The organism is Glutamicibacter nicotianae (assembly GCF_002797775.1).
Taxonomy (GTDB): Bacteria; Actinomycetota; Actinomycetes; order Actinomycetales; family Micrococcaceae; genus Glutamicibacter; species Glutamicibacter nicotianae.
The window spans coordinates 1,326,930-1,348,542 of the sequence record NZ_PGEY01000001.1 but is presented as its reverse complement, the minus strand read 5'-3'; the positions used below and the strand labels follow the sequence as shown (position 1 = coordinate 1,348,542).

The window sequence follows — 21,613 nt, the reverse complement described above, 5'->3', positions numbered from 1 at the left end:
CTTGAATCTCCACTGCAGAAGGATCGTCCAGATCCGCGGGAGAAAGAGGAATAGAAACGGAAAAACCGGTTGCCATCCCGTTGAGGGGATGGCAACCGGTCCTGTTTATTGGCGCTTATGCCTCTTCGGCCGGAGCCAATTCGACGTTGGCGACAGTCAGTTCGCCTTCGGCTTCAACCAAGGACAACTCGCGGGCATTGGCTGCGGACTTCAAGTCCTCGAAGCCTGCCTTGAGCTGGGCAACCTGGGCTGCAGGCGCGTGGATCTCGCCCGAGAGCACCTCGGTGCGCTGCTTGACCTTTGCATCGGACTTGGCCTTGCGGATTCCCGAAAGGGCTACGCCAACCAGCGGCAGTACTGCAGGGTCGGCGCCCTCGACTGCTGCCGATAGGTGCTCGGTGCTTGGCCACTGGGTCAGGTGCACCGACCCGTTGCGCCACCAGCCCCACACTTCTTCGGTGGCGAACGGGAGGAACGGAGCGAACAAACGCAGCACCGAATCCAAGGTGGTGGCCAAGGCAGCCAGAACAGAAGCCTGCTCGGCTTCTCCATGGCCACCGTATGCGCGGTCCTTGACCAGTTCCACGTAGTCGTCGGTGAACGACCAGAAGAACGACTCGGTGATATCCAGAGCTCGAGCATAGTCGTAGTTGTCGAAAGCGCGTTTGGCATCTTCGATAACGGTCGACAGGCGGGCGAGCAGCGAGCGGTCAAGGCCGTTGGTGACTACCGAAGCATCATCGGTCAGCACATTGGCCTCGGTGGCACCCAAGTTCAGCACGAACTTCGAAGCGTTCAGGATCTTGATGGCCAAGCGTCGGCCGATCTTCATCTGGTTCACTTCATAGGCGGTGTCGGCACCGAGCTTGGCACTAGCGGCCCAGTAGCGGACGGCGTCCGCGCCGAACTTGTCCAGGACTTCGTTCGGAACCACCACGTTGCCCTTTGACTTGGACATCTTCTTGCGGTCCGGGTCCAGGATCCAGCCCGAAATGGCGGCGTGCTTCCACGGAGCGTTGCCATGCAGGGAATCTGCACGCACCGCGGTGGAGAACAACCAGGTGCGGATGATGTCGTGGCCCTGGGGGCGCAGGTCGAACGGGTAGACCTTCGCGAAGAACTCGTCGTCGCGGCCCCAACGGCCCACGATCTGCGGGGTCAGCGAGCTGGTTGCCCAGGTGTCCAGCACGTCGGCATCGCCAATGAAGCCGTTGGCTGCCCCACGCTGGTCCTCGGTGTAGCCGGTAGGCGCGTCGGCCGCCGGATCAACCGGAAGCTGGTCGATGGTCGGCAGCAGCGGTGCATCGTAGTTCGGTTCGCCGTGCTCATCGACTTGGTACCACACCGGTACCGGTACGCCGAAGAACCGCTGGCGGGATACCAGCCAGTCCCCATTCAGGCCCGACACCCAATTCTCGTAGCGCGAACGCATGAACGACGGGTGGAAATCAATTTCCTGGCCGCGGGCGATCATCTGGTTGCGGCGCTCTTCGTCGCGGCCGCCGTTGCGGATGTACCACTGGCGCGAGGTCACGATCTCCAGCGGCTTGTCGCCCTTTTCGAAGAAGTTCACCGGACGGGAGATCTTCTTCGGCTCGCCATCGAGCAGGCCGGCTTCGGAAAGCATCTCAACGACGGTTTCCTTGGCGGAGAACACGGTCTTTGCCGAAATCTGGGCGTAGGCTTCCTTGCCGGCCTCGGTGGTGATCCACTCCGGGGTCTCGGCCAGGATGCGGCCGTCGCGTCCGATGATCGGACGGGTTGGCAGCTGCAGTTCGCGCCACCAGGTCACGTCGGTCAGGTCGCCGAAGGTGCAGACCATGGCAATGCCCGAACCCTTGTCGGCCTGGGCCAACGGGTGCGGGTGCACGGTGACTGGAACGCCGAAGAGCGGCGAGGTCACGGTCTTGCCGAACAGGTGCTGGTAGCGTTCGTCATCCGGGTGCGCCACAAGGGCGGCGCATGCTGCCAGCAGTTCCGGGCGGGTCGTCTCGATGAAGACCTGCTCGCCGTTGTCCGCAGAGAATGCGTAGCGGTAGTAGGCGCCCGGCATTTCACGGTCTTCGAGTTCGGCCTGGGCCACGGCGGTACGGAAGGTCACGTCCCACAGGGTAGGGGCCTCGGCCATGTAGGCGTCGCCCTTGGCCAGATTCTCCAGGAACGCACGCTGCGAGGCCGCACGCGAGTTGTCGTCGATGGTGCGGTAGGTCATGCGCCAGTCAACCGAAAGGCCCAGGGTGGTGAACAGCTGCTCGAAGACCTTCTCGTCCTCGACCGCGAGCTCTTCGCAGATCTCGATGAAGTTCTTGCGGCTGATGACGTCCCAGTCGCGCTGGTTCTTCGCCGGCTTTTCTGGTGGACGGTAGCCCTCGATGTAAGGCTTGGTCGGGTCGCAACGGACACCGAAGTAGTTCTGCACGCGGCGCTCGGTCGGCAGCCCGTTATCATCCCAACCCAGTGGGTAGAAAACGTTCTTGCCGTTCATGCGCTGGTAGCGGGCCAGTACGTCGGTCTGCGTGTAGGAGAACATGTGTCCTACGTGCAGCGAACCCGAAGCAGTTGGCGGGGGAGTGTCGATGGAGTACACGGCTTCGCGAGTCGTGTCCTCATTGAAGTGATAGGTGCCCTCGGTGCGCCACCGGGACGAAAGACGTTCCTCCAAGCCTTCCAATGCTGGCTTGTCAGGAACGGAAACCGTTGCGGGCGTGTCTGTGCCCAAGTTTTCTTCTGCCATGCCTCTATTCTTTCATGTTTTGCCCGGTGCCAAGACATTGTTGCCCATGGCTTGCACCACGCGGCGCCCGTGGCGAGTACCATCTTGTGTATGGAGCGACGAAGAGCACCTCGAATGCCGCCACCGGCCATTGCAGCAGCCGCGATGGCTGCACAACGGCTGCTGGTTCCCGCGGTGCGTTCATCAACCGGGTTAAAACTCATGGCCGGGCTCTTGGCCATTGGCGGTGCTGGCCTTGCCCTAGGCGCAGGACTCTCTTTCCATGCCGCCAAGACCACCGCGAACCCGCGGCGTCCGGAGAACAGCACGGCTTTGGTCACGACGGGACTCTTTGCCCGCACCCGCAATCCGATGTACCTGGGAATGGTTGCCGTATCCACCAGTTATGCCATGTGGCGGGGCTCGCTACTGGGGCTTGTTCCCAGCGTCGCGCTCGCCTGCTGGCTCGACCAGTTCCAGATACCCGCTGAAGAAGACGCCCTGGCGCAGAAATACGGACAGGCGTATTGGCAGTACCAGCGGGCGGTGCCGCGCTGGATTCCTTCCACTGAGCGCGGCAAAACCCATGCCAGATGAAACGTAAGAGAAATTCATGCCTTACCAACTGGTAGTCATCTAGTTCTACAGTTGTTGCATGACTACTACTAATAGCACTTCATCCCGTTCGGCCGTCGTGACCGGAGCTTCCAGCGGAATCGGGCAGGCAACCGTACGCGCTCTGCGCGCTCAAGGGTGGACCGTCTTCGCGGTGGCCCGCCGTGCAGAACGCTTGGAAAGCCTCGCTGCCGAATGCGGTGCGATCGCCGTTCGAGCAGATGTCAGCGTGCAGGCTGATGTCGACTCGTTGGCGGAAACCGTGCTCGCCCAGGGCGGCGTCGACACGCTGGTCAACTGCGCTGGCGGTGCCCGGGGAACGGAGACCTGGGCGGATGCGATTGACGAGAACTGGGAATTCATGTGGCAGGCCAATGTCATGGGAACCATGCGCCTGACCCGTGCCCTGCTGCCGCAGCTGCGCGAGGCGCGCGGCACCGTCCTGAACGTCACGTCCACGGCGGCACTGGCCAGCTACGAAGGCGGCAGCGGCTACAACGCGGCGAAAGCTGCAGAACGGGCCATGACCCAGGCTCTGCGCCTGGAAGAAGTCGAGAAAGGGTTGCGCGTTATCGAGATCCTGCCTGGCCTCGTGCAGACAGAAGAGTTCTCCCTGCGCCGGTTGGGCAGCCAGAGCGCTGCCGATAACGTCTATGCTGGCGTGGATCATCCACTGACCGCCGAAGACGTTGCCGAGGTGATCCGCTATGCGGTGAGCGCCCCTGCACATGTGAATCTCGATGAGATTGTCATCCGCCCGCAGGCGCAAGCCGCGAACCACAAGCTCATCCGCAACGCCAAATAGGCGCCCAACTTCATCCATGAGGACCAATTCATGAGCCAAAAGACCCCGCAGACGATCCATGTCGTGGCCACATCGCATGGCACGGAAAACCTCCACGGGCAGCAGCTGATCCACGATCTGCGTGCCGATCTTGAACGCATGAGCGCACAGCAATTCCCGGGGCAGCTTCTCTGGCACGAAGCCTATGTGGATGTCCAGGAACCCCGGCTCGTATCGGTCATCGCGGCACTGCCCGAAGGCGAGCCGGCAGTGGTCCTGCCATTGCTGGTCTCAGACGGGGTGCATACGGCCGACGATATTGCGCAGGCTGTCGCTTCACGCCCCGGCACCTTAGCCGCACCGCCGTTGGGCCCGCTGCCAGAACTGGCCCAAGTTCTGGCGCAGCGTGCCGCTGGGCACCTGGAGAAAGGCCCGCTGGTCATCGTGGCCGCCGCGGGCACACGATTGGAAGTCGGCCAAAACCAGGTCGAGAACCTGGCCGAGCAGGTCGCGGGCCTGCTGGAACGCGAAGTGCTGGTGGGATATTGCGCTGGCGCGCAGCCGCGGATCGCTGAGCTCGTGGGCGGCGCGGCCGGTCGTCCGGTGCTGGTGCTCAGCGCGTTGCTCGCCGACGGATACTTCCAGCAGAAGCTGGCTAGCACAGGGGCCGACGTGGTGACAAGCCCACTGCTGCCTGACGTCATGATCACTCAATGTTTCCTTGTGCGACTGCAAAAGGCCCTTCAAGAAGGGCTTTTCATGTCTCCAGATGACGAACTCCTAACCCGTTAGTCAACGCGTAGCCATGTGACATCAGCAGGTTGCTGACCCCCTGGGGGCAGTTTCTAGGCTGATGGGCATGACACAGACAACCACACCAGTTCGCCCCAAAAGAGCGGCCAAGCCCAACGGCCAATGGAAGGTCGATGGCACTACGCCGCTGAACGCCAACGAGGAAATGAAGGCCGCCGACAACGGCCTGAACGTGCGCCAGCGGATCGAAGATATCTACTCCGTGCAGGGCTTCGACTCCATCGACCCGGATGACCTGCACGGGCGTTTTCGCTGGTGGGGCCTGTACACCCAGCGTGCCCAGGGCATTCCCGGCGGCAAGACCGCCACGCTGAGCCCTGAAGAGCTCGAGGACCGCTACTTCATGCTTCGCGTGCGCATCGACGGCGGGGCGCTGACCACCGAGCAGCTGCGCGTCATCGGCCAGATCTCGAAGGACTTCGCCCGCGACACGGCAGACCTCACTGACCGCCAGAACGTGCAGCTGCACTGGGTGGACGTCGTCGATGTTCCAGAAATCTGGCGCCGCCTCGAAAGCGTGGGCCTGCACACCACCGAAGCCTGCGGCGATGTCCCGCGCGTCATCCTCGGTTCCCCGGTAGCTGGGATCGCCAAGGACGAGATCATCGATCCCACCCCGGTGATTGCCGAGATTTCCCGCCGCTACATTGGCAATCCGGAGTTCTCCAATCTTCCGCGCAAGTACAAGACCGCGATCACCGGCCACCCCAGCCAGGACGTAGTCCACGAGATCAACGACTTCGCCCTGATCGCGGCCATCCACCCGCAACTCGGCCCCGGCTACGACCTGTGGGTCGGCGGGGGACTGTCGGCCAACCCGCGGCTCGGCGAGCGCCTTGGCGCCTTCGTCTCCCAGGAACAGGCCGCCGACGTATGGGAGGGCGTCACCTCGATCTTCCGCGATTACGGGTACCGCCGGCTGCGCAACCGCGCCCGCCTGAAGTTCCTGCTGGCCGACTGGGGCACCGAGAAGTTCCGCCAGGTGCTGCAGGACGAGTACCTGGGCTACGCGCTGCCAGATTGCGAGCTGCCGGCCCAGCCCACCTCGGCAGGGGACCACAGCGGCGTGCACGAGCAGAAGGACGGCCGTTTCTACATCGGCCTGACCGCCCCGGCAGGGCGCGTCTCGGGCAGCACGCTCGTGGCCCTCGCCGACCTGGTCGAGGCGCACGGCTCCACCAGGCTGCGGACCACGCCGCACCAGAAGATCCTTGCGCTGGATATCGCCGAGAACCAGGTCAAGGAATTTGTCGGCGCAGCGCGCGCCCTCGGACTGGAAGCTTACCCCGGACTGCTCAAGCGGTCGGCTATTGCCTGCACCGGCATCGAATTCTGCAAGCTGGCCATCGTGGATACCAAGGACACCATGATCGACGCGGTAGCGAAGATCGAGGAACGCCTGGCCGATCACCAGGGCAAGCTGCCCCGGGCGTTGGCGCTGCACGTCAACGGCTGCCCGAATTCCTGCGCCCGCATCCAGACCGCAGACCTCGGGTTCAAGGGCCAGCTGATCACCAATGAGGCCGGCGAGCAGGTGCCAGGTTTCCAGGTTCACCTGGGCGGCACCCTGGCCGGCCGGGAAAACGGCGAAGCGACCATGGGCCGTACCGTGCGCGGCTTGAAGGTGGCTGCCGATGAATTGCCCGACTACGTTGAGCGGGTTGTGAAGAACTATTCGGCCTCCGCGGACGACGGCGAATCCTTCGCGGCCTGGGCCCACCGAGCTGAAGAGGACGAACTGAAATGAGCGAGCAGAACCCCGTGCGAACCCGCAGCGAAGCCGAACTGCGGCGGATCGCCAAGCTCGGCGCCGATGAGCTGGGCTGGGAGGCCACGGCCGAGCAGGTCGTCGCCTTCGCCGCCGAGCACCTGGGCGCCGATGAGGTGGCGGTGGCCTGCTCGATGGCCGACGCAGTGCTGCCGCACCTGGTCGCCGCGCAGCTGCCGAAGGTCGACGTGCTGTTCCTGGAGACCGGATACCACTTTGCCGAAACCCGTGTCACGCGCGACGAGGTCGCCCGCACCCTAGACGTGAACGTCGTGGATGTGCTGCCTCAGCTAAGCGTTGCCGAACAGGACGAGAAGTTCGGCAAGGACCTGTTTTCCCGGGATCCGGCCGCCTGCTGCCAGCTGCGCAAGATGGACCCGCTGACTCGTTCGCTGTCCGGATACAGCGCATGGTTCACCGGGGTGCGCCGCGACGAGGCGCCGACCCGCAGCAACACCCCGCTGGTCGTTTTCGATGAGAAGCACGGACTGGTCAAGTTCAATCCGGTCGCCCCCTGGAATTTCGACCAGCTGATCGGCTACGCCACCGAGCACCAGGTGCCGGTGAACCTGCTGCTGTCCAACGGCTACCCATCCATCGGCTGCCAGCCGTGCACCCGCCCGGTGGCCGAGGGCGAAGACCCCCGGGCCGGTCGCTGGGCCGGCTTGAGCAAGACCGAATGCGGAATCCACGTCTAAAGGAGCGAATCATGACCATTACCGCTAACGCCCCCGCCGGCACCCAGCGCAGCGTCCTGGACGCCCTGGAAGCCGAATCCATCCACATCATCCGCGAAGTGCTCGCAGAGTTCGACAAGCCCGGGCTGCTGTTCTCCGGCGGCAAGGACTCCGTCGTGGTGCTGCACCTGCTGGCCAAGGCCGTCTACCCCAGCCGCGTCCCCATCCCCGTGGTGCACATTGACACCGGCCACAACTTCGCCGAAGTCCTGGACTTCCGCGACGCAGTGGTGGAAAAGTACGGCCTGAACCTGGTGGTCGGCTCCGTGCAGGACTACATCGACCGCGGGGAACTGGCCGAGCTGCCCGATGGCACCCGCAACCGGCTGCAGACCCGGGTGCTGCTGGACACCATCGAAGCCAACGGCTTCGATGCGGTGTTCGGCGGAGCCCGCCGCGATGAGGACAAGGCCCGCGCCAAGGAGCGCATCCTGTCCCTGCGCGACGAGTTCGGCGTCTGGGATCCGCGCAACCAGCGCCCGGAAATCTGGAACCTGTACAACGGGCGCCACGAGCCGGGCTGGCACGTGCGCACCTTCCCGATCTCCAACTGGACCGAACGGGACATCTGGGCCTACATCCAGCGCGAGAACATCGACCTGCCGCCGATCTACTTCGCGCACTGCCGCCAGGTGTTCGAGCGCGACGGCATGTGGCGGGCGCTGACCCCCGTCAGCCAGCCCACCGCTGATGAGCCGGTGGTGATCAAGCAGGTGCGCTACCGCACCGTGGGCGATGCCAGCTGCACCGGCGCGGTGCTCTCCGCCGCCGACACCGTGGCGAAGGTGCTGGACGAGCTGGCCGTCGCCACCATCACCGAACGCGGTGCAACCCGCGCCGATGACCGAATTTCCGCCGCGGGCATGGAAGACCGCAAAACCGAAGGGTACTTCTAAGATGACCACCACACTTTTGCGCATCGCCACCGCCGGCTCGGTGGATGACGGGAAATCCACCCTTGTCGGCCGCCTGCTCCACGACGCCAAGGCCATCCTCGCCGACTCGCTGGACGACCTGGCGCGCACCAGCGCCGAACGCGGCTTCGGCGGGGCGGCCGGAACTCTGGACCTGGCGCTGGTCACCGACGGGCTGCGCGCCGAACGCGAGCAGGGCATCACCATCGACGTGGCCTACCGCTACTTCTCCACCGGCAAGCGCTCCTTCATCCTGGCCGATTGCCCCGGGCACGTGCAGTACACCCGCAACACTGTCACCGGCGCCTCCACCGCCGATGCGGCCATCGTGCTGGTCGACGCGCGGCACGGGGTGCTGGAGCAGACCCGCCGCCACCTGGGCGTGCTGGCGCTGCTGCGGGTGCCCCAGCTGGTTATTGCGGTGAACAAGATGGACCTGATCGACTGGGACGAGGAGGCCTTCAGCAAGATCGAGGCAGAAGTGCTGGCGCTCGCCGAGCAGCTGGGTGTGCAAGCCACCACCGTCATCCCGGTCTCCGCCCTGCAGGGGGACAATGTCGTCGAGCCTTCGGCCAGCGCCGACTGGTACGCCGGCCCGACCTTGCTCGGACTGCTCGAAGACCTGGAGCCGGCGTTGCCGAAGGGCACCGCCCGCCTGGATGTGCAGTACGTGCTGCGCCCGCAGGGAGCGCTGGCACCGGGGCTGGACCCGGAAGCGTTCCGCGACTACCGCGGCTACGCGGGAACCCTGGTGGACGGGACCCTGAACGTGGGAGACCAGGTGCAGGTGCTGTCCAACGGGCAACCGCTGGTCACCCGCATCAAGTCCATCAGCACGCCAGCCGGCAGCACCGCCCGGGCGCAGCCCGGAGGCGCGATTGCCGTGGAACTGGAGGACGAGTTGGACATTGCGCGCGGCGACACGCTGGTCGCCGGCGAGCTGCCCGAAGCCCAACGGGAGTTCCAGGCAAATATCTGCGTGCTGGATCCAGTGCGGCTGGGCAAGGGCCAGCGGGTGCTGGTCAAGCACGGCACCAAGATCGCCGCCGCGAAGCTCGCCGACATCAACTACGTCATTGATATTGCCGACTACTCGCAGCTGCCAGCCGACAGCCTCGGGCTCAACGATCTGGGGCGGATCACCTTGCGCAGCTCGGCCGCGGTAGCCATCGAGCAGTACAGCACCTCGCGCACCGGCGGCAGCTTCCTGCTGATCGACCCCGCCACCGGCCGGACGCTTGCGGCCGGGATCATCGAGGCCGAGCATGCAGCGGCCTGATGCCGGCACCCGGATCAGCCACGGGGCACGAATCCGCCTGTCCGCGGCCAGCCCGGCGACCGGGTTCCGCGGGAGGATCGCTGGCCTGGCGGGGGTCGTTGCGCTTGCCGCGCTGGCGGTGCTCACCACCGTGGTGCCCGGACCAGGCCAGCCCTCGGCGCAGGCGGCGGACCTCGGCCCGGCGGCAGAGCTCAAGCTGGGCTATTTCGCCAACCTGACCCACGCCCCGGCCCTGATTGCCACCAGCCAGGACTTGCTGGCGGACCAGCTTGAGGCTGATGGCACGAGCCTGGAAACCCAGCTGTTCAATGCCGGCCCGGCAGCGATCGAGGCCCTGAACTCCGGCGCCATCGATGCGGCCTACCTGGGCCCCAGCCCGGCGCTGAACAGCTACCTGGCCAGCGGGGGAACGTCCCTGAAAATCGTCGCCGGCGTATCATCCGGCGGTGCAAGCCTGGTCGTATCCCCGGATATTTCCGATCCCGGCGAATTGGCTGGCACCGAGCTGGCCACCCCGCAGTTCGGCGGAACCCAAGACGTGGCGCTGCGCCATTATCTGGCCGAGCACGGGCTGGATCAGCAAGCCACGGTGACGCCCAGCTCCAATGCCACCCTCACCCAGCTGTTCGGGCGGGGCGCCATTGACGGGGCGTGGGTTCCCGAGCCCTACGCCTCATTGCTGGTGGAGAACTACGGGGGACATCGATTAGTCGATGAATCGTCCTTGTGGGAGAACGGGAAGTTCCCGACGACCGTTCTGGTGGTCTCCCAGGACTACCTCACCGAGCATCCGCGAACCGTGGAAGAACTCGTGGCCGCGAATTCCGAAGCCATCGGATGGCTGAATGCTGCAGATCAGCAGCACAAGGCCGCGGCAGTCCAGGAGGCCCTGGCCGCAGCGAACGGCAGCTCCTTCGATGAGACGGTCATTGCCGCTGCACTGGAAGAGGTTTCCTTCGACGAGGACCCGCTGGCCGATACCTACCAGACGCTGATCGACCATGCGGCGCAGGTTGGCATCGGCCAGACCGGTTCGGTTGACGGCTTGGTGGACACCCGTTTCCTTGCAACGCAGGAGCACTGATGGGCGTATTGATCAATGAAGTCTCGCTGAGCTATCCGGGCACCGGGCTGGTGATCGACCGGCTGAGTACTGAGATCGACGACGGCGAATTCATCGCGGTGCTGGGTGCCTCGGGATGCGGGAAGTCATCGCTGCTGAACATGATCGCCGGGCTGCTGGCCCCAAGCTCCGGCTGGTTGGAAGTCCCGCACGACGGGGCGGCATTCATGTTCCAGGATTCCAATCTGCTTCCGTGGCTGACCGCCGGGCAGAACGTGGATTTGGCGCTCAAGCTCGCCGGCTATCCGGCGGCCCAGCGGACCGCGCGCACCACCGAACTGCTGCAGCTGGTTCAGCTGGGGCACGCCATCGGGAAGAAGCCTCATGAGCTCTCCGGCGGCATGCGGCAGCGAGTCGCCTTGGCCAGGGCTCTGGCGCAGGACCGCCAAGTCTTGCTGATGGATGAGCCTTTTGCCGCGTTGGACGCGATCACCCGGGACATGCTCCATGAGCAGCTGCGCGCCCTGTGGGAGCAAACCGGCAAGACGATCATCTTCGTCACCCACAACGTCCGCGAGGCGATCCGGCTTGCCGGCAGGATCCTGGTGCTTTCCTCGCACCCCGGCAGGATCCTGGAAACCCGTCAGATCACCGATCACCTGCGCAACGATCCGGCGCAATCAGCCGCACTGGCCAACGAACTGACCGCGATACTGCGAAAGGAGCAGCGAAAGCATGAGCTCACTGACCCAAGCGCCGGCTAAGGCCGCAACGCCGGCACAGGCGAAGAAGCGCACCCGCAGCAAGCTTGATGCCGTCGTCGCTCCGATTCTTACCGTTCTGGTGCTGCTCAGCCTGTGGCAAATTGCCTCGTGGGCCAGCCCCTTGCGCGAAGACCTGTTCCCCGGACCGGTCGCCGTGGCCGGCAGGCTGCCTCAGCTGCTGGCCGAGGGTTCACTGGTCCAGGCCGTAGGCACCTCGCTGTTCCGCGCCGTGAGCGGATTCGGGATCGCGGTGCTGATTGCGACTCCGCTGGCGCTCTTGCTGGCCCACCAGCCGCTCTTGCGCCAAGGGGTTGGACCGCTGGTGTCGGCCATGCAGGTCCTGCCGTCCATTGCCTGGGTGCCAGCGGCGATCATCCTCTTCGGGCTCTCCGACGCGACGATTTATACCGTCCTGCTCCTGGGCGCGATCCCGTCGATCATCAACGGCCTGCTCTCGGGAATCGACATGATCCCGACACAGTACAAGGCGCTGTCCAAGGTGCTCGGCGCCTCCCGGCGCGAGCACATCCTGTACATCGAACTGCCCGCGGCTTTGCCCGGTTACGTGGCAGGCCTGCGCCAAGGCTGGGCTTTCGCCTGGCGCTCCTTGATGGCGGCCGAACTGATTGCGGTCGGCGGCTCGCTGGCCTTGGGCGTAGGCTCGCTGCTCCAGCGCGGCCGGGACCTCGCCGATCTGCCGCTGGTGATGTTGGTCATATTGACCATCTTGCTGGTTGGCGTACTTATCGAACTTCTATTCTTCGCCCCGATCGAACGCAAGCTGATGGCCGATCGAGGAATGACCCGGACTGGAGAGAACAATGGCTGACGGCCGCATCACACTGATTGGCGGTGGGCCGGGGGATCCCGAGCTGATCACCGTCGCCGGATACAAGGCCTTGATGGCCGCAGACGTCGTCCTGGCCGACAAGCTGGGCCCCACCGCGCTGCTGGCCGAGCTGCCTGAGGACGTGCTGGTTATCGATGTGGGCAAGTCGCCTGGATGCCACGTCAAAACCCAGGATGAAACCAATGAATTACTGGTCAAATACGCTTTGAAAGGCAAGCGGGTGGTCCGCCTGAAGGGCGGCGATCCGTTCGTGCTGGGCCGCGGCGGCGAGGAAATGCTCTACGCCGCGGAATATGGCATTCCTGTACGCGTGATTCCAGGCGTTACCAGTGCCGTCTCGGTGCCCATGGCTGCCGGCATTCCCGTCACCCATCGGGGCATTGCTGCCGGGTTCACCGTGGTCAGCGGGCACGGGGAACTTGCTGATGTGCCGATCCGGTCCGATCACACTTTGGCGGTGCTGATGGGAGTATCGAATTTGCCGCAAATTGTTGAGACATTGCTTACCCGTGGTTTACCGTCAAGTACCCCAATTGCGATAGTTGAGCGAGGTTACTCACAGACGCAGCGCACAACTATCGGTACGCTAGAAGGGATTGTAAAGCGCGCCCGCAAGGCCGCAGTGGCGAATCCGGCCGTTATCGTTATAGGTGACGTCGTTCGGCTAGCCCCGGAAGCCTCCGACCAACTGGTAGACCTCCTGCCGCTAGTGAATGCCGAAGCCACCGCGCCGGCCTCATTCGTTGACTAAGAAAGAGAAGTTGTTTGATGAGTGAAATTACCGTCCCTGAGCACCTCACTTCCCGGGCGCTGCGTGTTGCCATCGTTGGTGCCGGTCCAGCTGGCATCTACGCCGCCGACCTGCTGAACAAGAGCCAGCCAGTCGCCTCCGGCGAACTGAAGCTGCACGTTGACCTCTTCGACGAGCTGCCGACTCCCTTCGGATTGATCCGCTACGGCGTTTCGCCTGACCACCCACGCATCAAGGGCATCATCAATGCCCTGCACAAGGTGCTCGACAACGACTGGATTGACTTCTACGGCAACGTCGGCCTGGGTCGGGACATCTCGCTGGAGGACCTGCGCACCCGCTACGATGCAGTGATCATCTCCACCGGCGCCCAGAAGGACGCCGACCTGAATATTCCGGGCATCGATCTTGACGGCTCCTTCGGCGGCGCCGACTTCGTTTCCTGGTACGACGCGCACCCGGATGTCGACAAGAACTGGGACCTGTCAGCCAAGGAAGTTGCCGTCATCGGCAACGGCAACGTCGCCTTGGACGTCGCCCGCATTCTGTCCAAGCACGCTGACCAGCTGCTGGAAACCGAAATCCCGGAGCACATCTACGAACAGCTGAACGACTCGGCCGTCACCGACGTGCACGTCTTCGGACGCCGCGGCCCGGCACAGGTCAAGTTCACCCCGCTGGAACTGCGCGAACTCTCGCACTCCAAGGACGTGGACATCGTGCTGTACCCGGAGGACTTCGAATTCGACAAGGCCTCGGACGAAGCCATGAAGACCAACAACCAGACCAAGACCATGGTCTCCACGCTGACCAACTGGCTGATCGAGCAGGAAGAGCGCGAAGAAGCTCCAAGCGCCTCGCGCCGCCTGCACCTGCACTTCCTGCAGTCCCCGGTCGAGGTTCTGGGCGAGGATGGCAAGGTTACCGGCTTGAAGGTCGAGCGCAACGAGCTTGACGGCAATGGTGGCGCACGCGGTACCGGTGAATTCATCGAGTACCCGCTGCAGGCCATCTACCGTGCAGTCGGCTACTTCGGCTCGGCAGTCAATGACATTGAATACGACGGTGCCAAGGGCGTGCTGCCAAACGCCGAAGGCCGCGTGCTGGATGCTTCGGGCAATCACGTTCCTGGCCTGTACGCCACCGGCTGGATCAAGCGCGGTCCTATCGGCCTGATTGGCCACACCAAGGGCGACGCCTTGGAGACCATCACCCACCTGCTTGAAGACCTCACCAAGTTGGCACAGCCGGATTCTTCCCAGAAGATCTCCGAACTGCTGGAAAGCCGCGGAGTGAACTTCTCCAACTGGGAGGGCTGGAAGAACCTGGATGCCCACGAAAAGGACCTGGGCGCTGCAGCCGGCACCGTTTCGACCCGTTTCGGCGAGATCACCCGCGACCGCATCAAGGTTGTTGAGCGCGAAGCAATGATGGAATTCTCTTCGGCAAAAAAATTGGTTGAGAGCCTGTAAGTTTCACCCCGGGCTCTAGCACGCAATGGGCAGGGTCCCTCGGCAAATCTGCTGAGGGACCCTGCCCATTGGTGTTTTCAGCCCGCAACTTCTTCGGCTTGCTACCGGCCGAATAAGTATCAGCTGCCATGAGCAGCGCTGCTGCCAGGGCTACGGCGCGATGCTCAGCCCCGCCCAGCCAGCCAGTTCACCGGCCAGCCGGGAACGGCAAATCGACGACGGGCCGATTGCCTAGCCCTCGACTGCCCGCTTCCGTGCGGCGTTCTGTTGATCACCGGCGCCGACACTGCGGCGGAGCATGATGAACAGCAGGATCATGCCTGCAGTGTTCGACATGTGTCCAAGGCCCGCGATGCCGGAGACCATCTTGGAGGACTCGATGCCCAGCACGGTCATGATGCCGTGGGTGAGCTGCATGCCCGCAGTGAGGAGCACACCCGCGTTGTAGGTTCCCATGAACCATGCGAAGAGCTTGCGATGCTGGCTCAGGACGAAGGCCTTCTCCAGCAGGAGCACCAGCAGCAGGATGATGAAGCCGAGGACGAGCAGATGGGTATGGACTACCGATAGCTGGGTCCACGCTCCCTCCGGGAAACCGTTCATCTTGGTGAATTCCCGGTAGAAGAGACCAGAGGCGACTCCGAGGATCATGTAGGTGAAGGAGAAATTGACGAGCTTACGCATTGATGTTGTTTTCTTTCTGAGTGGTTGGTTCTGCAGATGCTTCCGCAGGGGAGGAAACGTGGCCGAAGACCGGGCGCTTGGCCGAACCCAGGACCGCGAACAGCGCGGGCAGCAGCAAGGTCCGAACAACGAATGTGTCCAGCAGGACGCCGAGTCCGACGATCAGGCCGAGCTGGCCCAGGACGGTCAGAGGCAAGGTCGCCAGGGCGGCGAATACTCCGGCGAGCACGAGCCCGGCACTGGTGATGACTGATCCGGTGCGGCTTGCTGCCAAGGCAACTGCTTCATGCAGTTCCAGCGCCTGTGCATCCTGGCGCACGCGCTGGGTCAGGAAGATCGTGTAGTCCACGCCGAGCGCTACCAGGAAGACGAAGGCCAACAGCGGCACTTGGACATCCAGCGCGTCAGCCTCGAAGACGACTGAGGAAACCAGCGAACCCAATCCGACAGCAGCTGCAGCACTGAGCAGGTTCACCACTCCCAGAGCCAGAGCAGTGCGCCATGAACGGGTGAGCCAGCCGAGCATCACGAAGCAGATCATCATGATCAGCGGCGCAATCACGTAGAGGTCTCGCAGGTGCATTTGATGTGAATCCAGTTGTTCTGCGCTCTGTCCGCCAATCAGCACCTGGCCGTCGCCTCCACGGGCTGCGGCATCACGCAGCTGCTGCACAAGATCCTGGGCCTTCGCCGAGTTGGGATCAACGTCGGGAAACACCGAGAACTCCTGCCACGCGGTAGTGCCGAGCTGGCTTGCCTCGCCGACGCGTTTCACGTTCTCAAGGCGAGCGAATTCATCTCGCAATGGGCCAGTCCCTGCACCCTGCGCCAAGACGGTGACCGGCTGGGTTTCCCCGGCGGGGAAATGCTCTGCCAGCAGGTCCATGGCGCTGGAGGATTCGGTTGCCGTGCGGAATTGCTGGGTTTGATCCAGGCCAATACGCGTACCGGTGAGTGCTCCGGCAAGCACCAGAAGCAATAGTGCCATCGCGGTGAGGTTCAGTCCCGGACGGTTCATCACGGAGCGAGCTGCACGGCCGAAGAAATTCTCCGTCTTGGCTTCCTGTCCGGGACGGGGAATCAATGGCCAGAAGGCGTTGCGGCCGCACATGGCCAGGATCGGGGGTAAGAGGAACAGCGCGAAGATCGCCGCGATCAGCAAGCCAACGGCGCAAACGATACCCAATCCGCGCGTATCGTCCATGACTGCCAGGCCCAGGGTGAGCAGAGCCAAAACCACGGTCAGGTTTGAAGTGAGAATGGCCTCGAAGCGGGATGCCCAGGCTTTGGCCAGCGCTTGACGGTGATCGGCATGCTTATGCAACTCATCGCGGTACCTGGAGATCAGCAGCAGGGCGTAGTTGGTGCCTGCGCCGAAGACCAGGACGCTGAGCACGCCGGAATCGAAGTGCAGGTCGAAGGCATTGCCCAGCAGGTTGGCCACCAGAGAGGCGCTGCGGTCGGCGATGGCAACGACCGCCAACGGGATCAGCCAGAGCACCGGCGATCGGTAGGTCAAGATCAGCAAGACAGCCACGATTGCCACCGTGACTGCCAAGAGGGTGAAGTCGGCACCAGCAAATGCATTGGTGACATCAACTGCAAATGCGGTAGGACCGGTGACCTGAAGCTGCAAATCTGCTGATGGATGATCCTGGATCCAGCTTCGAATCGACTTGAGCGTTTCCCGGTCGGCCGCATCGGACACGGTATTCCACGAGAGCGGAACCATGGCTGCCTGCTGATCCTCGCTGGCCATGGTGCGGCCAGCGGTGACGTTCGCTGCGTGACCCAAGGCGTCTGCCTGGCGATCAATCATTGCGCGGTCGTTGTCGCTGAGCGCGTTGCCGTCGCCACGGCTGGCCACCAGCAGGGCCGTGGTTTCGGACTCGTTGGAGTTCGCATCGATGAGCTGGGCGACCTTGGCCGAATCCGAATCGCCAACCAGCGAGCTCGCAGACCGGGCCGGAGCCTGGACGCTGCTCAGCGCGCCAAAGAGGACGAGAATTGCTGCGACGATGCCGCCGGCCCACAGGCGAGCGCCGCGCCGGCTGGTCAGCGAATCGCCGACCCGGGAAATAACTGGAACTTTCATAGTTCCAGTTAATGATTTTTTGCAGGTCAATCCATCGTGGAAAAGGGCGAATAAAAGTTCAACCGAAAGGTTGAGGCGGTTACCGGCGTGTCTTCCGAATGCCGGAAGTACTTAGAGCAAACCGTGCTCTGTCGCCTTGTTGATGGCATCTGTGCGGCTGGATGCTTGAAGCTTGTCGAAGATATGCACCAGATGGGTCTTCACCGTTGCTTCGGAAACGAACAATGCCTTGGCGATCTGCTTGTTTCCGGCACCGGTAGCCAGTTGGGCCAGCACGTCTTTCTCGCGTGCCGTCAGCTCGATCTTCGGCCGCCGCATGCCCTCGACAACCCGCTGGGCCATCTCCGGGGCCAGCACCATGTGGCCGGCTGCGGCTTGGCGAATGGAATCCACGATGGTTTGCGCACTGACGTCCTTGAGCAGATAGCCGGCGGCTCCGGCTTCGATGCAGGCCAAGATTTCCGAATCCTTGTCGAACGTGGTCAGGATCAACACGTGGGGAGGCTTGGATAGCTTGCGGATGGCTACCGTGGTCTGCGCGCCGTTCATCCCGGCACCGAGGCGCAGATCGCACAGCACGACATCAACCGGGTTGTCCTTGACGAACGCTAGCGCTTCCTCGCCGCTGGAGGCCTCGCCGATCACTGCGATGTCTCCGAAGTTCTCAAAAAGCGCCCGCAACCCGGTGCGAACGATGGGATGGTCATCGACTAAGAGGATGCGGATCACGATTTGTCCTTTGCGACGTTGATCGGAAGATGCGCGCACAGTGCTGTGCCTTCGCCTGGGGAGCTTTCGATCTCCAGTCCGCCGCCGAGCTCCCGCAGCCGCTGGTTCATGGCTTTCAGGCCGAACCCGCCAGCCTCGGTGCTGGTTTGCGCGGGACCGGAATTCGGCGTGAACCCAACACCGTCATCCACGATATCCAGGCGGACTTCGTCGCCACTGCTGCTCAAGCTGATAGCAACGATTGAAGCGTGGGCATGGCGAAGGGCGTTAGAGAGCGCCGACTGGGCGGTGCGCAGCAAGGCAATCTGCACGCTGGGCTCCAGGGCGGGCAAACCCGGCTCGATGTCCAGCCGGGTGCCGACGTTCGAATCAGCTTCGAAATTCTCCAGTATCCGGTTCAATGCGCCGGCCAGTGCCTGCGAATCCAGTTCAGCGGGTGCGAGCGCGGCGATAATGCGGCGCAAATCGGTCAGCGCCTGTCCGGAAAGCTCATCAATGCGAACCAGTGCTTTCTCGGCTGCGTCCGGTTCCTTGGAGGCCTCTGCCGCCTTGGCATGCAGGCCGATGGAGGACAGCTGCTGTGCGACGGTGTCATGGATTTCGCGGGCCAGGCGCGTGCGTTCCGTGGCGATGCCCGCCTCGTGCTGCGACCTCGCAAGTTCCTCTTGGAGGTCGGCCATTTCATGCTGTGCGCGGACCAGGGAATTCACGAGCGAGGTGCGCACTTGGGCATCGCGTTCCATCTGCAGGTAACCGCGGGAAATGCCCCAAGCGAACAAGCCGCCGACTAATGGACCGGCTATGGCCGCAATGCTCAGTCGCCCATGGTGCAGATACGGAGCAAGCAGCGTAAAGGCGTAGACGACCGCCGACCACAAGATTGAGGGTAGGAACGGCAGCTGGTGGCCCAAGAGCAGCCACAGACTGAAGGCGAGCCACATGAATTCGGCCGAAACGAAAAGGCTTGCTACCCAAATCCCGAGCAGGAGCGCCAGCCACCATGCGCGCACCGCGAAGGCGCCAGCCTTGGAATGGGCAATGAAGCCTGCGCTGTACCAGCCAGCGAAAAGCACTGAGACGAGGATGGCAGGCAACGCGGCATCCTGAGTTGCTAGCTGTCGAAGCAGCGCAATGGCAAGGAGAATCGCCGTGACCAGATGCTGGCCCCAACGCAGCACGCTTGGTGAGGCGAAGGCGTGCTGTTGATTCCGGGTTTCCAACCGTTGCGGTTCGGCAGTGCTCATGGAAGCCAGCCTACTAAAGGCTGCCCGATGGTCATTGCTCGGCCAGTATGACCAATTGAGCTGTCGCTCGGGTCATGGCCACGTACCGGCGTACTGCGCCGCGCCGGGTCTGGCCGAAGTTCTCAGGTTGGCAGACGAGCACCAGATCGAATTCCAGTCCCTTGGCGTGTTCAGGAGTCAGCACGCTGACTCGTTCGGAGGCGGGGAAACCCGGAAGCCCAATCACCGCAGCGGTGCCTTCATTATTTTCGGCCAGCCATTGGTCGAGAATCTTCTTGAGGTGTGAAGGATGGGCGTAGCGTACCGGTGCACCGTTTGCTCGCAGCGATTGCGGCACGTTGGCCTCCGGCATCTCCGGCAGGATCTGCGCTGCTGCGGCTTCCATGATCTGTGCGGTGCTGCGGTAGTTTACCCGCAACCGGGAGATGGAGATGTCGTGAATGCCAATGCTTGCTAGCCGCTGTTCCCATGACGTGCTGAAACCGTCAACGGCCTGGGCCCTGTCGCCGACAATCGTCAGGCTGCCCGACGGGCAACGGCGTTGGATCATTGCCCATTGGGCATCGGTCAGGTCTTGGGCTTCATCGACGACGACATGCGAGAAGGGCCCGTCGAAACTTTCCTTCGCCAACGGGGTCTCCAAGCTATGGCTGAGCAGATGCTCCTGGAGATCGTGGTGCATGAGCTGAGATGCCAGGTCTTCCTTGTCATCAGCCGAGGCCATCAGATCGTCTATGACGTTCGTCCATCGGTTTCGCTCTGCATGGATTCGAGACTGCTCGTCACGATGGCTGGTCTCGCTGTCCTGGTCTCCGATCAGATAGCGGGAATAATCAATCAACGGAATATCTGATGTCGTCCATGCGACTGGACGTGGGGCGGACAGCAACTTCTCGATCTGGTCGTCAGTGAGTTCCGAGCCGCTGTACCGAAGCAATGCGGGCGTCGAATACAAAGCCTTCAGGAGATTCAGCGGATCCAGGATGGGCCAGTATTCATTGAGCAGCGCTCCGAGTGCAGAACTTCGTGCCGCATCGGCGCGAAGTTGCGGTTCAGGGGCATTGCTGCCTGCTAGCTGGGGGAGCAGCAGGTCAACCAGAGCTTCGCGCAATTGGATGCGCGCTTCGTTGTGCGGAGTCTCGGAGTCGATCATGCCCACCGCGTCGCGCCATAGTTGCGCAGTGACCGTGGCTTGGAATTCACCGATATCGAGCACCACCTCGGTGGCGGGCGGCTCTTCAAAGACCTCGACTGCTTTCTTCAGCGCACTCAGCATGGCGGCACTGGATTTAATGCGCTGGACTTCGGGATCTTGTTCGGCAGGGAGATCTTGCCCTATCGAAACTATGTTCGAAAGAGTGGCAATGAGAACATCATCCTCTCCCAAATTCGGCAGGATATCAGAGACATAGGAGGAGTAGGCTTCATGCGGACTCACGACCAGCACCTTGCCTCCTTGGCTGCGCAGGCGCTGATCCGCGTAGAGCAAGTACGCGGCGCGGTGCAGGGCGACGACCGTCTTGCCGGTGCCTGGCCCGCCGTCAAGCACCAGTGCGCCGCGCGAGCTGCTGCGGATGATCGCGTCCTGATCGGACTGGACCGTCGAGAGCACGTCCTGCATTTTCGGTGAGCGCTTGCTGCCAAGCGACGCGAGAAACGATGAGTGGTCATCCAGGCGGGTATGGGATTGCAGCTGGGAGGAATCGAATACTTCGTCCCAGTAGTCGGAAATGCGCTGGCGGCGCCAGCGGTAGCGGCGACGCATCGACAGCCCGTAGCTCTCTTCATGCGTGGCAGCGAAGAATGGTTCGGCCACCGGGGTGCGCCAGTCCACCATCAGCTGCTTGCCTTGGGCATCGCTCAAACCGGCTCGTCCGATGTAGAGGCGCTCGCCGGTCTGGGCGAATTGCATGTACCCCAAGCAGGCGTATGGTCCCACGAGGTCCAGCTGGCGCAACCGCTGAGCCAGTTCGTTCAGCTCGACATCGCGCTGCAGGGATTGCTGGAGGGTGCCGGCCCGGTCCTTGCCGCGTGCAGCGATGCGCTCAACCGCTTCGGAGCGGAGTTGCTTGATGCGCGCGGCGATCTCTTCCAGCCGTTGCTGGTCCTGCGCGATGTCTTTCGCGAGTTCGGGTGTGGCATGTTCGTGGATGGAATCGAAGTAGCTGGTGTTAGAAGTTGCAGCAGGCACGCAGGCTCCCTGATCTGGATGGTTCTCGTGGGGAAGGTATCGATTATGGGCCATGGGTGGGGCCTTGCGGCAAGGCCCCCTCAACGCGCTATCCTGAAAATGCAGGCAACGGAGATTTCCTTGCATCAGCCCCTTTCCTCGGTGCTT

At 63.0% G+C, this 21,613-nt stretch carries 17 protein-coding genes and 1 pseudogene; 12 read left to right on the top strand and 6 right to left on the bottom strand.

Annotated elements, in window-relative coordinates:
• Nucleotides 1-115: 115 nt before the first annotated feature.
• Nucleotides 116-2,734 (bottom strand): valine--tRNA ligase, encoded by a 2,619-nt coding sequence (valS, locus tag ATK23_RS06150; protein ID WP_066138650.1) that lies wholly within the window; start codon nucleotides 2,732-2,734, stop codon nucleotides 116-118.
• Between the two features lie 114 nt (nucleotides 2,735-2,848).
• Here valS and ATK23_RS06145 point away from each other — a divergent pair, with 114 nt between their 5' ends.
• The 12 genes and pseudogenes from ATK23_RS06145 (at nucleotide 2,849) to ATK23_RS06090 (ending at nucleotide 14,523) form a co-directional block, all read left to right on the top strand.
• Nucleotides 2,849-3,310 (top strand): methyltransferase family protein, encoded by a 462-nt coding sequence (locus ATK23_RS06145; RefSeq protein WP_066138647.1) that lies wholly within the window; start codon nucleotides 2,849-2,851, stop codon nucleotides 3,308-3,310.
• Between the two features lie 58 nt (nucleotides 3,311-3,368).
• Nucleotides 3,369-4,133, top strand: a complete 765-nt coding sequence (locus tag ATK23_RS06140; protein ID WP_066138645.1) for an SDR family oxidoreductase — start codon at nucleotides 3,369-3,371, stop codon at nucleotides 4,131-4,133.
• Between the two features lie 30 nt (nucleotides 4,134-4,163).
• Entirely contained in the window at nucleotides 4,164-4,904 is a 741-nt protein-coding gene (locus tag ATK23_RS06135) for a sirohydrochlorin chelatase (RefSeq protein WP_066138642.1), read from the top strand.
• Between the two features lie 67 nt (nucleotides 4,905-4,971).
• A complete protein-coding gene (locus tag ATK23_RS06130; protein WP_066139017.1) occupies nucleotides 4,972-6,672 on the top strand; it encodes a nitrite/sulfite reductase in 1,701 nt (566 codons plus the stop codon).
• Nucleotides 6,669-7,391: a phosphoadenylyl-sulfate reductase gene (locus tag ATK23_RS06125; protein WP_066138639.1), complete on the top strand. Its 723-nt coding sequence runs from the start codon at nucleotides 6,669-6,671 to the stop codon at nucleotides 7,389-7,391. Before ATK23_RS06130 ends, ATK23_RS06125 begins: the two co-directional genes overlap by 4 nt.
• Nucleotides 7,392-7,402: 11 nt before the next feature.
• Nucleotides 7,403-8,326, top strand: coding sequence for a sulfate adenylyltransferase subunit CysD (gene cysD, locus ATK23_RS06120; protein WP_066138637.1), 924 nt, complete (start codon nucleotides 7,403-7,405; stop codon nucleotides 8,324-8,326).
• Between the two features lies 1 nt (nucleotide 8,327).
• Nucleotides 8,328-9,623: a sulfate adenylyltransferase subunit CysN gene (locus tag ATK23_RS06115; RefSeq protein ID WP_066138635.1), complete on the top strand. Its 1,296-nt coding sequence runs from the start codon at nucleotides 8,328-8,330 to the stop codon at nucleotides 9,621-9,623.
• A complete protein-coding gene (locus ATK23_RS06110) occupies nucleotides 9,610-10,707 on the top strand; it encodes an ABC transporter substrate-binding protein (protein WP_066138634.1) in 1,098 nt (365 codons plus the stop codon). The genes ATK23_RS06115 and ATK23_RS06110 overlap by 14 nt, the downstream gene beginning before the upstream one ends.
• Complete coding sequence (locus ATK23_RS06105) at nucleotides 10,707-11,450, top strand: ABC transporter ATP-binding protein (RefSeq protein WP_038990827.1); 744 nt, start codon at nucleotides 10,707-10,709, stop codon at nucleotides 11,448-11,450. Before ATK23_RS06110 ends, ATK23_RS06105 begins: the two co-directional genes overlap by 1 nt.
• Nucleotides 11,422-12,279 carry an ABC transporter permease gene (locus tag ATK23_RS06100; protein WP_066138630.1) on the top strand — a complete coding sequence of 286 codons (858 nt, stop codon included), beginning with the start codon at nucleotides 11,422-11,424 and terminating at the stop codon, nucleotides 12,277-12,279. The genes ATK23_RS06105 and ATK23_RS06100 overlap by 29 nt, the downstream gene beginning before the upstream one ends.
• Nucleotide 12,280: 1 nt before the next feature.
• Nucleotides 12,281-13,051, top strand: a pseudogene (gene cobA, locus ATK23_RS06095) (uroporphyrinogen-III C-methyltransferase); the annotation flags it as partial.
• A 17-nt stretch (nucleotides 13,052-13,068) separates the two neighbouring features.
• The gene (locus ATK23_RS06090; RefSeq protein WP_066138624.1) at nucleotides 13,069-14,523 is read left to right on the top strand and encodes an FAD-dependent oxidoreductase; all 1,455 of its coding nucleotides are present in this window, start codon (nucleotides 13,069-13,071) and stop codon (nucleotides 14,521-14,523) included.
• 231 nt (nucleotides 14,524-14,754) lie between these two features.
• Here ATK23_RS06090 and ATK23_RS06085 read toward each other — a convergent pair whose 3' ends face one another.
• The 5 genes from ATK23_RS06085 to helR all read right to left on the bottom strand — a co-directional run bounded on the left by ATK23_RS06085 (nucleotide 14,755) and on the right by helR (nucleotide 21,466).
• On the bottom strand, nucleotides 14,755-15,207 hold the full coding sequence (locus ATK23_RS06085; RefSeq protein ID WP_066138621.1) for a DUF2871 domain-containing protein: 453 nt from the start codon (nucleotides 15,205-15,207) through the stop codon (nucleotides 14,755-14,757).
• On the bottom strand, nucleotides 15,200-17,302 hold the full coding sequence (locus ATK23_RS06080) for an MMPL family transporter (protein ID WP_066138618.1): 2,103 nt from the start codon (nucleotides 17,300-17,302) through the stop codon (nucleotides 15,200-15,202). Before ATK23_RS06080 ends, ATK23_RS06085 begins: the two co-directional genes overlap by 8 nt.
• A 111-nt stretch (nucleotides 17,303-17,413) precedes the next feature.
• The gene (locus ATK23_RS06075) at nucleotides 17,414-18,034 is read right to left on the bottom strand and encodes a response regulator (protein ID WP_208644161.1); all 621 of its coding nucleotides are present in this window, start codon (nucleotides 18,032-18,034) and stop codon (nucleotides 17,414-17,416) included.
• Nucleotides 18,028-19,275, bottom strand: coding sequence for a sensor histidine kinase (locus tag ATK23_RS06070; RefSeq protein WP_066138613.1), 1,248 nt, complete (start codon nucleotides 19,273-19,275; stop codon nucleotides 18,028-18,030). Before ATK23_RS06070 ends, ATK23_RS06075 begins: the two co-directional genes overlap by 7 nt.
• A gap of 31 nt (nucleotides 19,276-19,306) precedes the next feature.
• Entirely contained in the window at nucleotides 19,307-21,466 is a 2,160-nt protein-coding gene (gene helR, locus ATK23_RS06065; RefSeq protein ID WP_066138610.1) for an RNA polymerase recycling motor ATPase HelR, read from the bottom strand.
• Between the last annotated feature and the right edge of the window lie 147 nt (nucleotides 21,467-21,613).

Excerpts from the sequence above, each read along its gene's own strand:
- valS (WP_066138650.1), bottom strand. The coding sequence starts at position 2,734 with ATGGCAGAAGAAAACTTGGGCACAGACACGCCCGCAACGGTTTCCGTT.
- ATK23_RS06145 (WP_066138647.1), top strand. The coding sequence starts at position 2,849 with ATGCCGCCACCGGCCATTGCAGCAGCCGCGATGGCTGCACAACGGCTG.
- ATK23_RS06140 (WP_066138645.1), top strand. The coding sequence starts at position 3,369 with ATGACTACTACTAATAGCACTTCATCCCGTTCGGCCGTCGTGACCGGA.
- ATK23_RS06135 (WP_066138642.1), top strand. The coding sequence starts at position 4,164 with ATGAGCCAAAAGACCCCGCAGACGATCCATGTCGTGGCCACATCGCAT.
- ATK23_RS06130 (WP_066139017.1), top strand. The coding sequence starts at position 4,972 with ATGACACAGACAACCACACCAGTTCGCCCCAAAAGAGCGGCCAAGCCC.
- ATK23_RS06125 (WP_066138639.1), top strand. The coding sequence starts at position 6,669 with ATGAGCGAGCAGAACCCCGTGCGAACCCGCAGCGAAGCCGAACTGCGG.
- cysD (WP_066138637.1), top strand. The coding sequence starts at position 7,403 with ATGACCATTACCGCTAACGCCCCCGCCGGCACCCAGCGCAGCGTCCTG.
- ATK23_RS06115 (WP_066138635.1), top strand. The coding sequence starts at position 8,328 with ATGACCACCACACTTTTGCGCATCGCCACCGCCGGCTCGGTGGATGAC.
- ATK23_RS06110 (WP_066138634.1), top strand. The coding sequence starts at position 9,610 with ATGCAGCGGCCTGATGCCGGCACCCGGATCAGCCACGGGGCACGAATC.
- ATK23_RS06105 (WP_038990827.1), top strand. The coding sequence starts at position 10,707 with ATGGGCGTATTGATCAATGAAGTCTCGCTGAGCTATCCGGGCACCGGG.
- ATK23_RS06100 (WP_066138630.1), top strand. The coding sequence starts at position 11,422 with ATGAGCTCACTGACCCAAGCGCCGGCTAAGGCCGCAACGCCGGCACAG.
- ATK23_RS06090 (WP_066138624.1), top strand. The coding sequence starts at position 13,069 with ATGAGTGAAATTACCGTCCCTGAGCACCTCACTTCCCGGGCGCTGCGT.
- ATK23_RS06085 (WP_066138621.1), bottom strand. The coding sequence starts at position 15,207 with ATGCGTAAGCTCGTCAATTTCTCCTTCACCTACATGATCCTCGGAGTC.
- ATK23_RS06080 (WP_066138618.1), bottom strand. The coding sequence starts at position 17,302 with ATGAAAGTTCCAGTTATTTCCCGGGTCGGCGATTCGCTGACCAGCCGG.
- ATK23_RS06070 (WP_066138613.1), bottom strand. The coding sequence starts at position 19,275 with ATGAGCACTGCCGAACCGCAACGGTTGGAAACCCGGAATCAACAGCAC.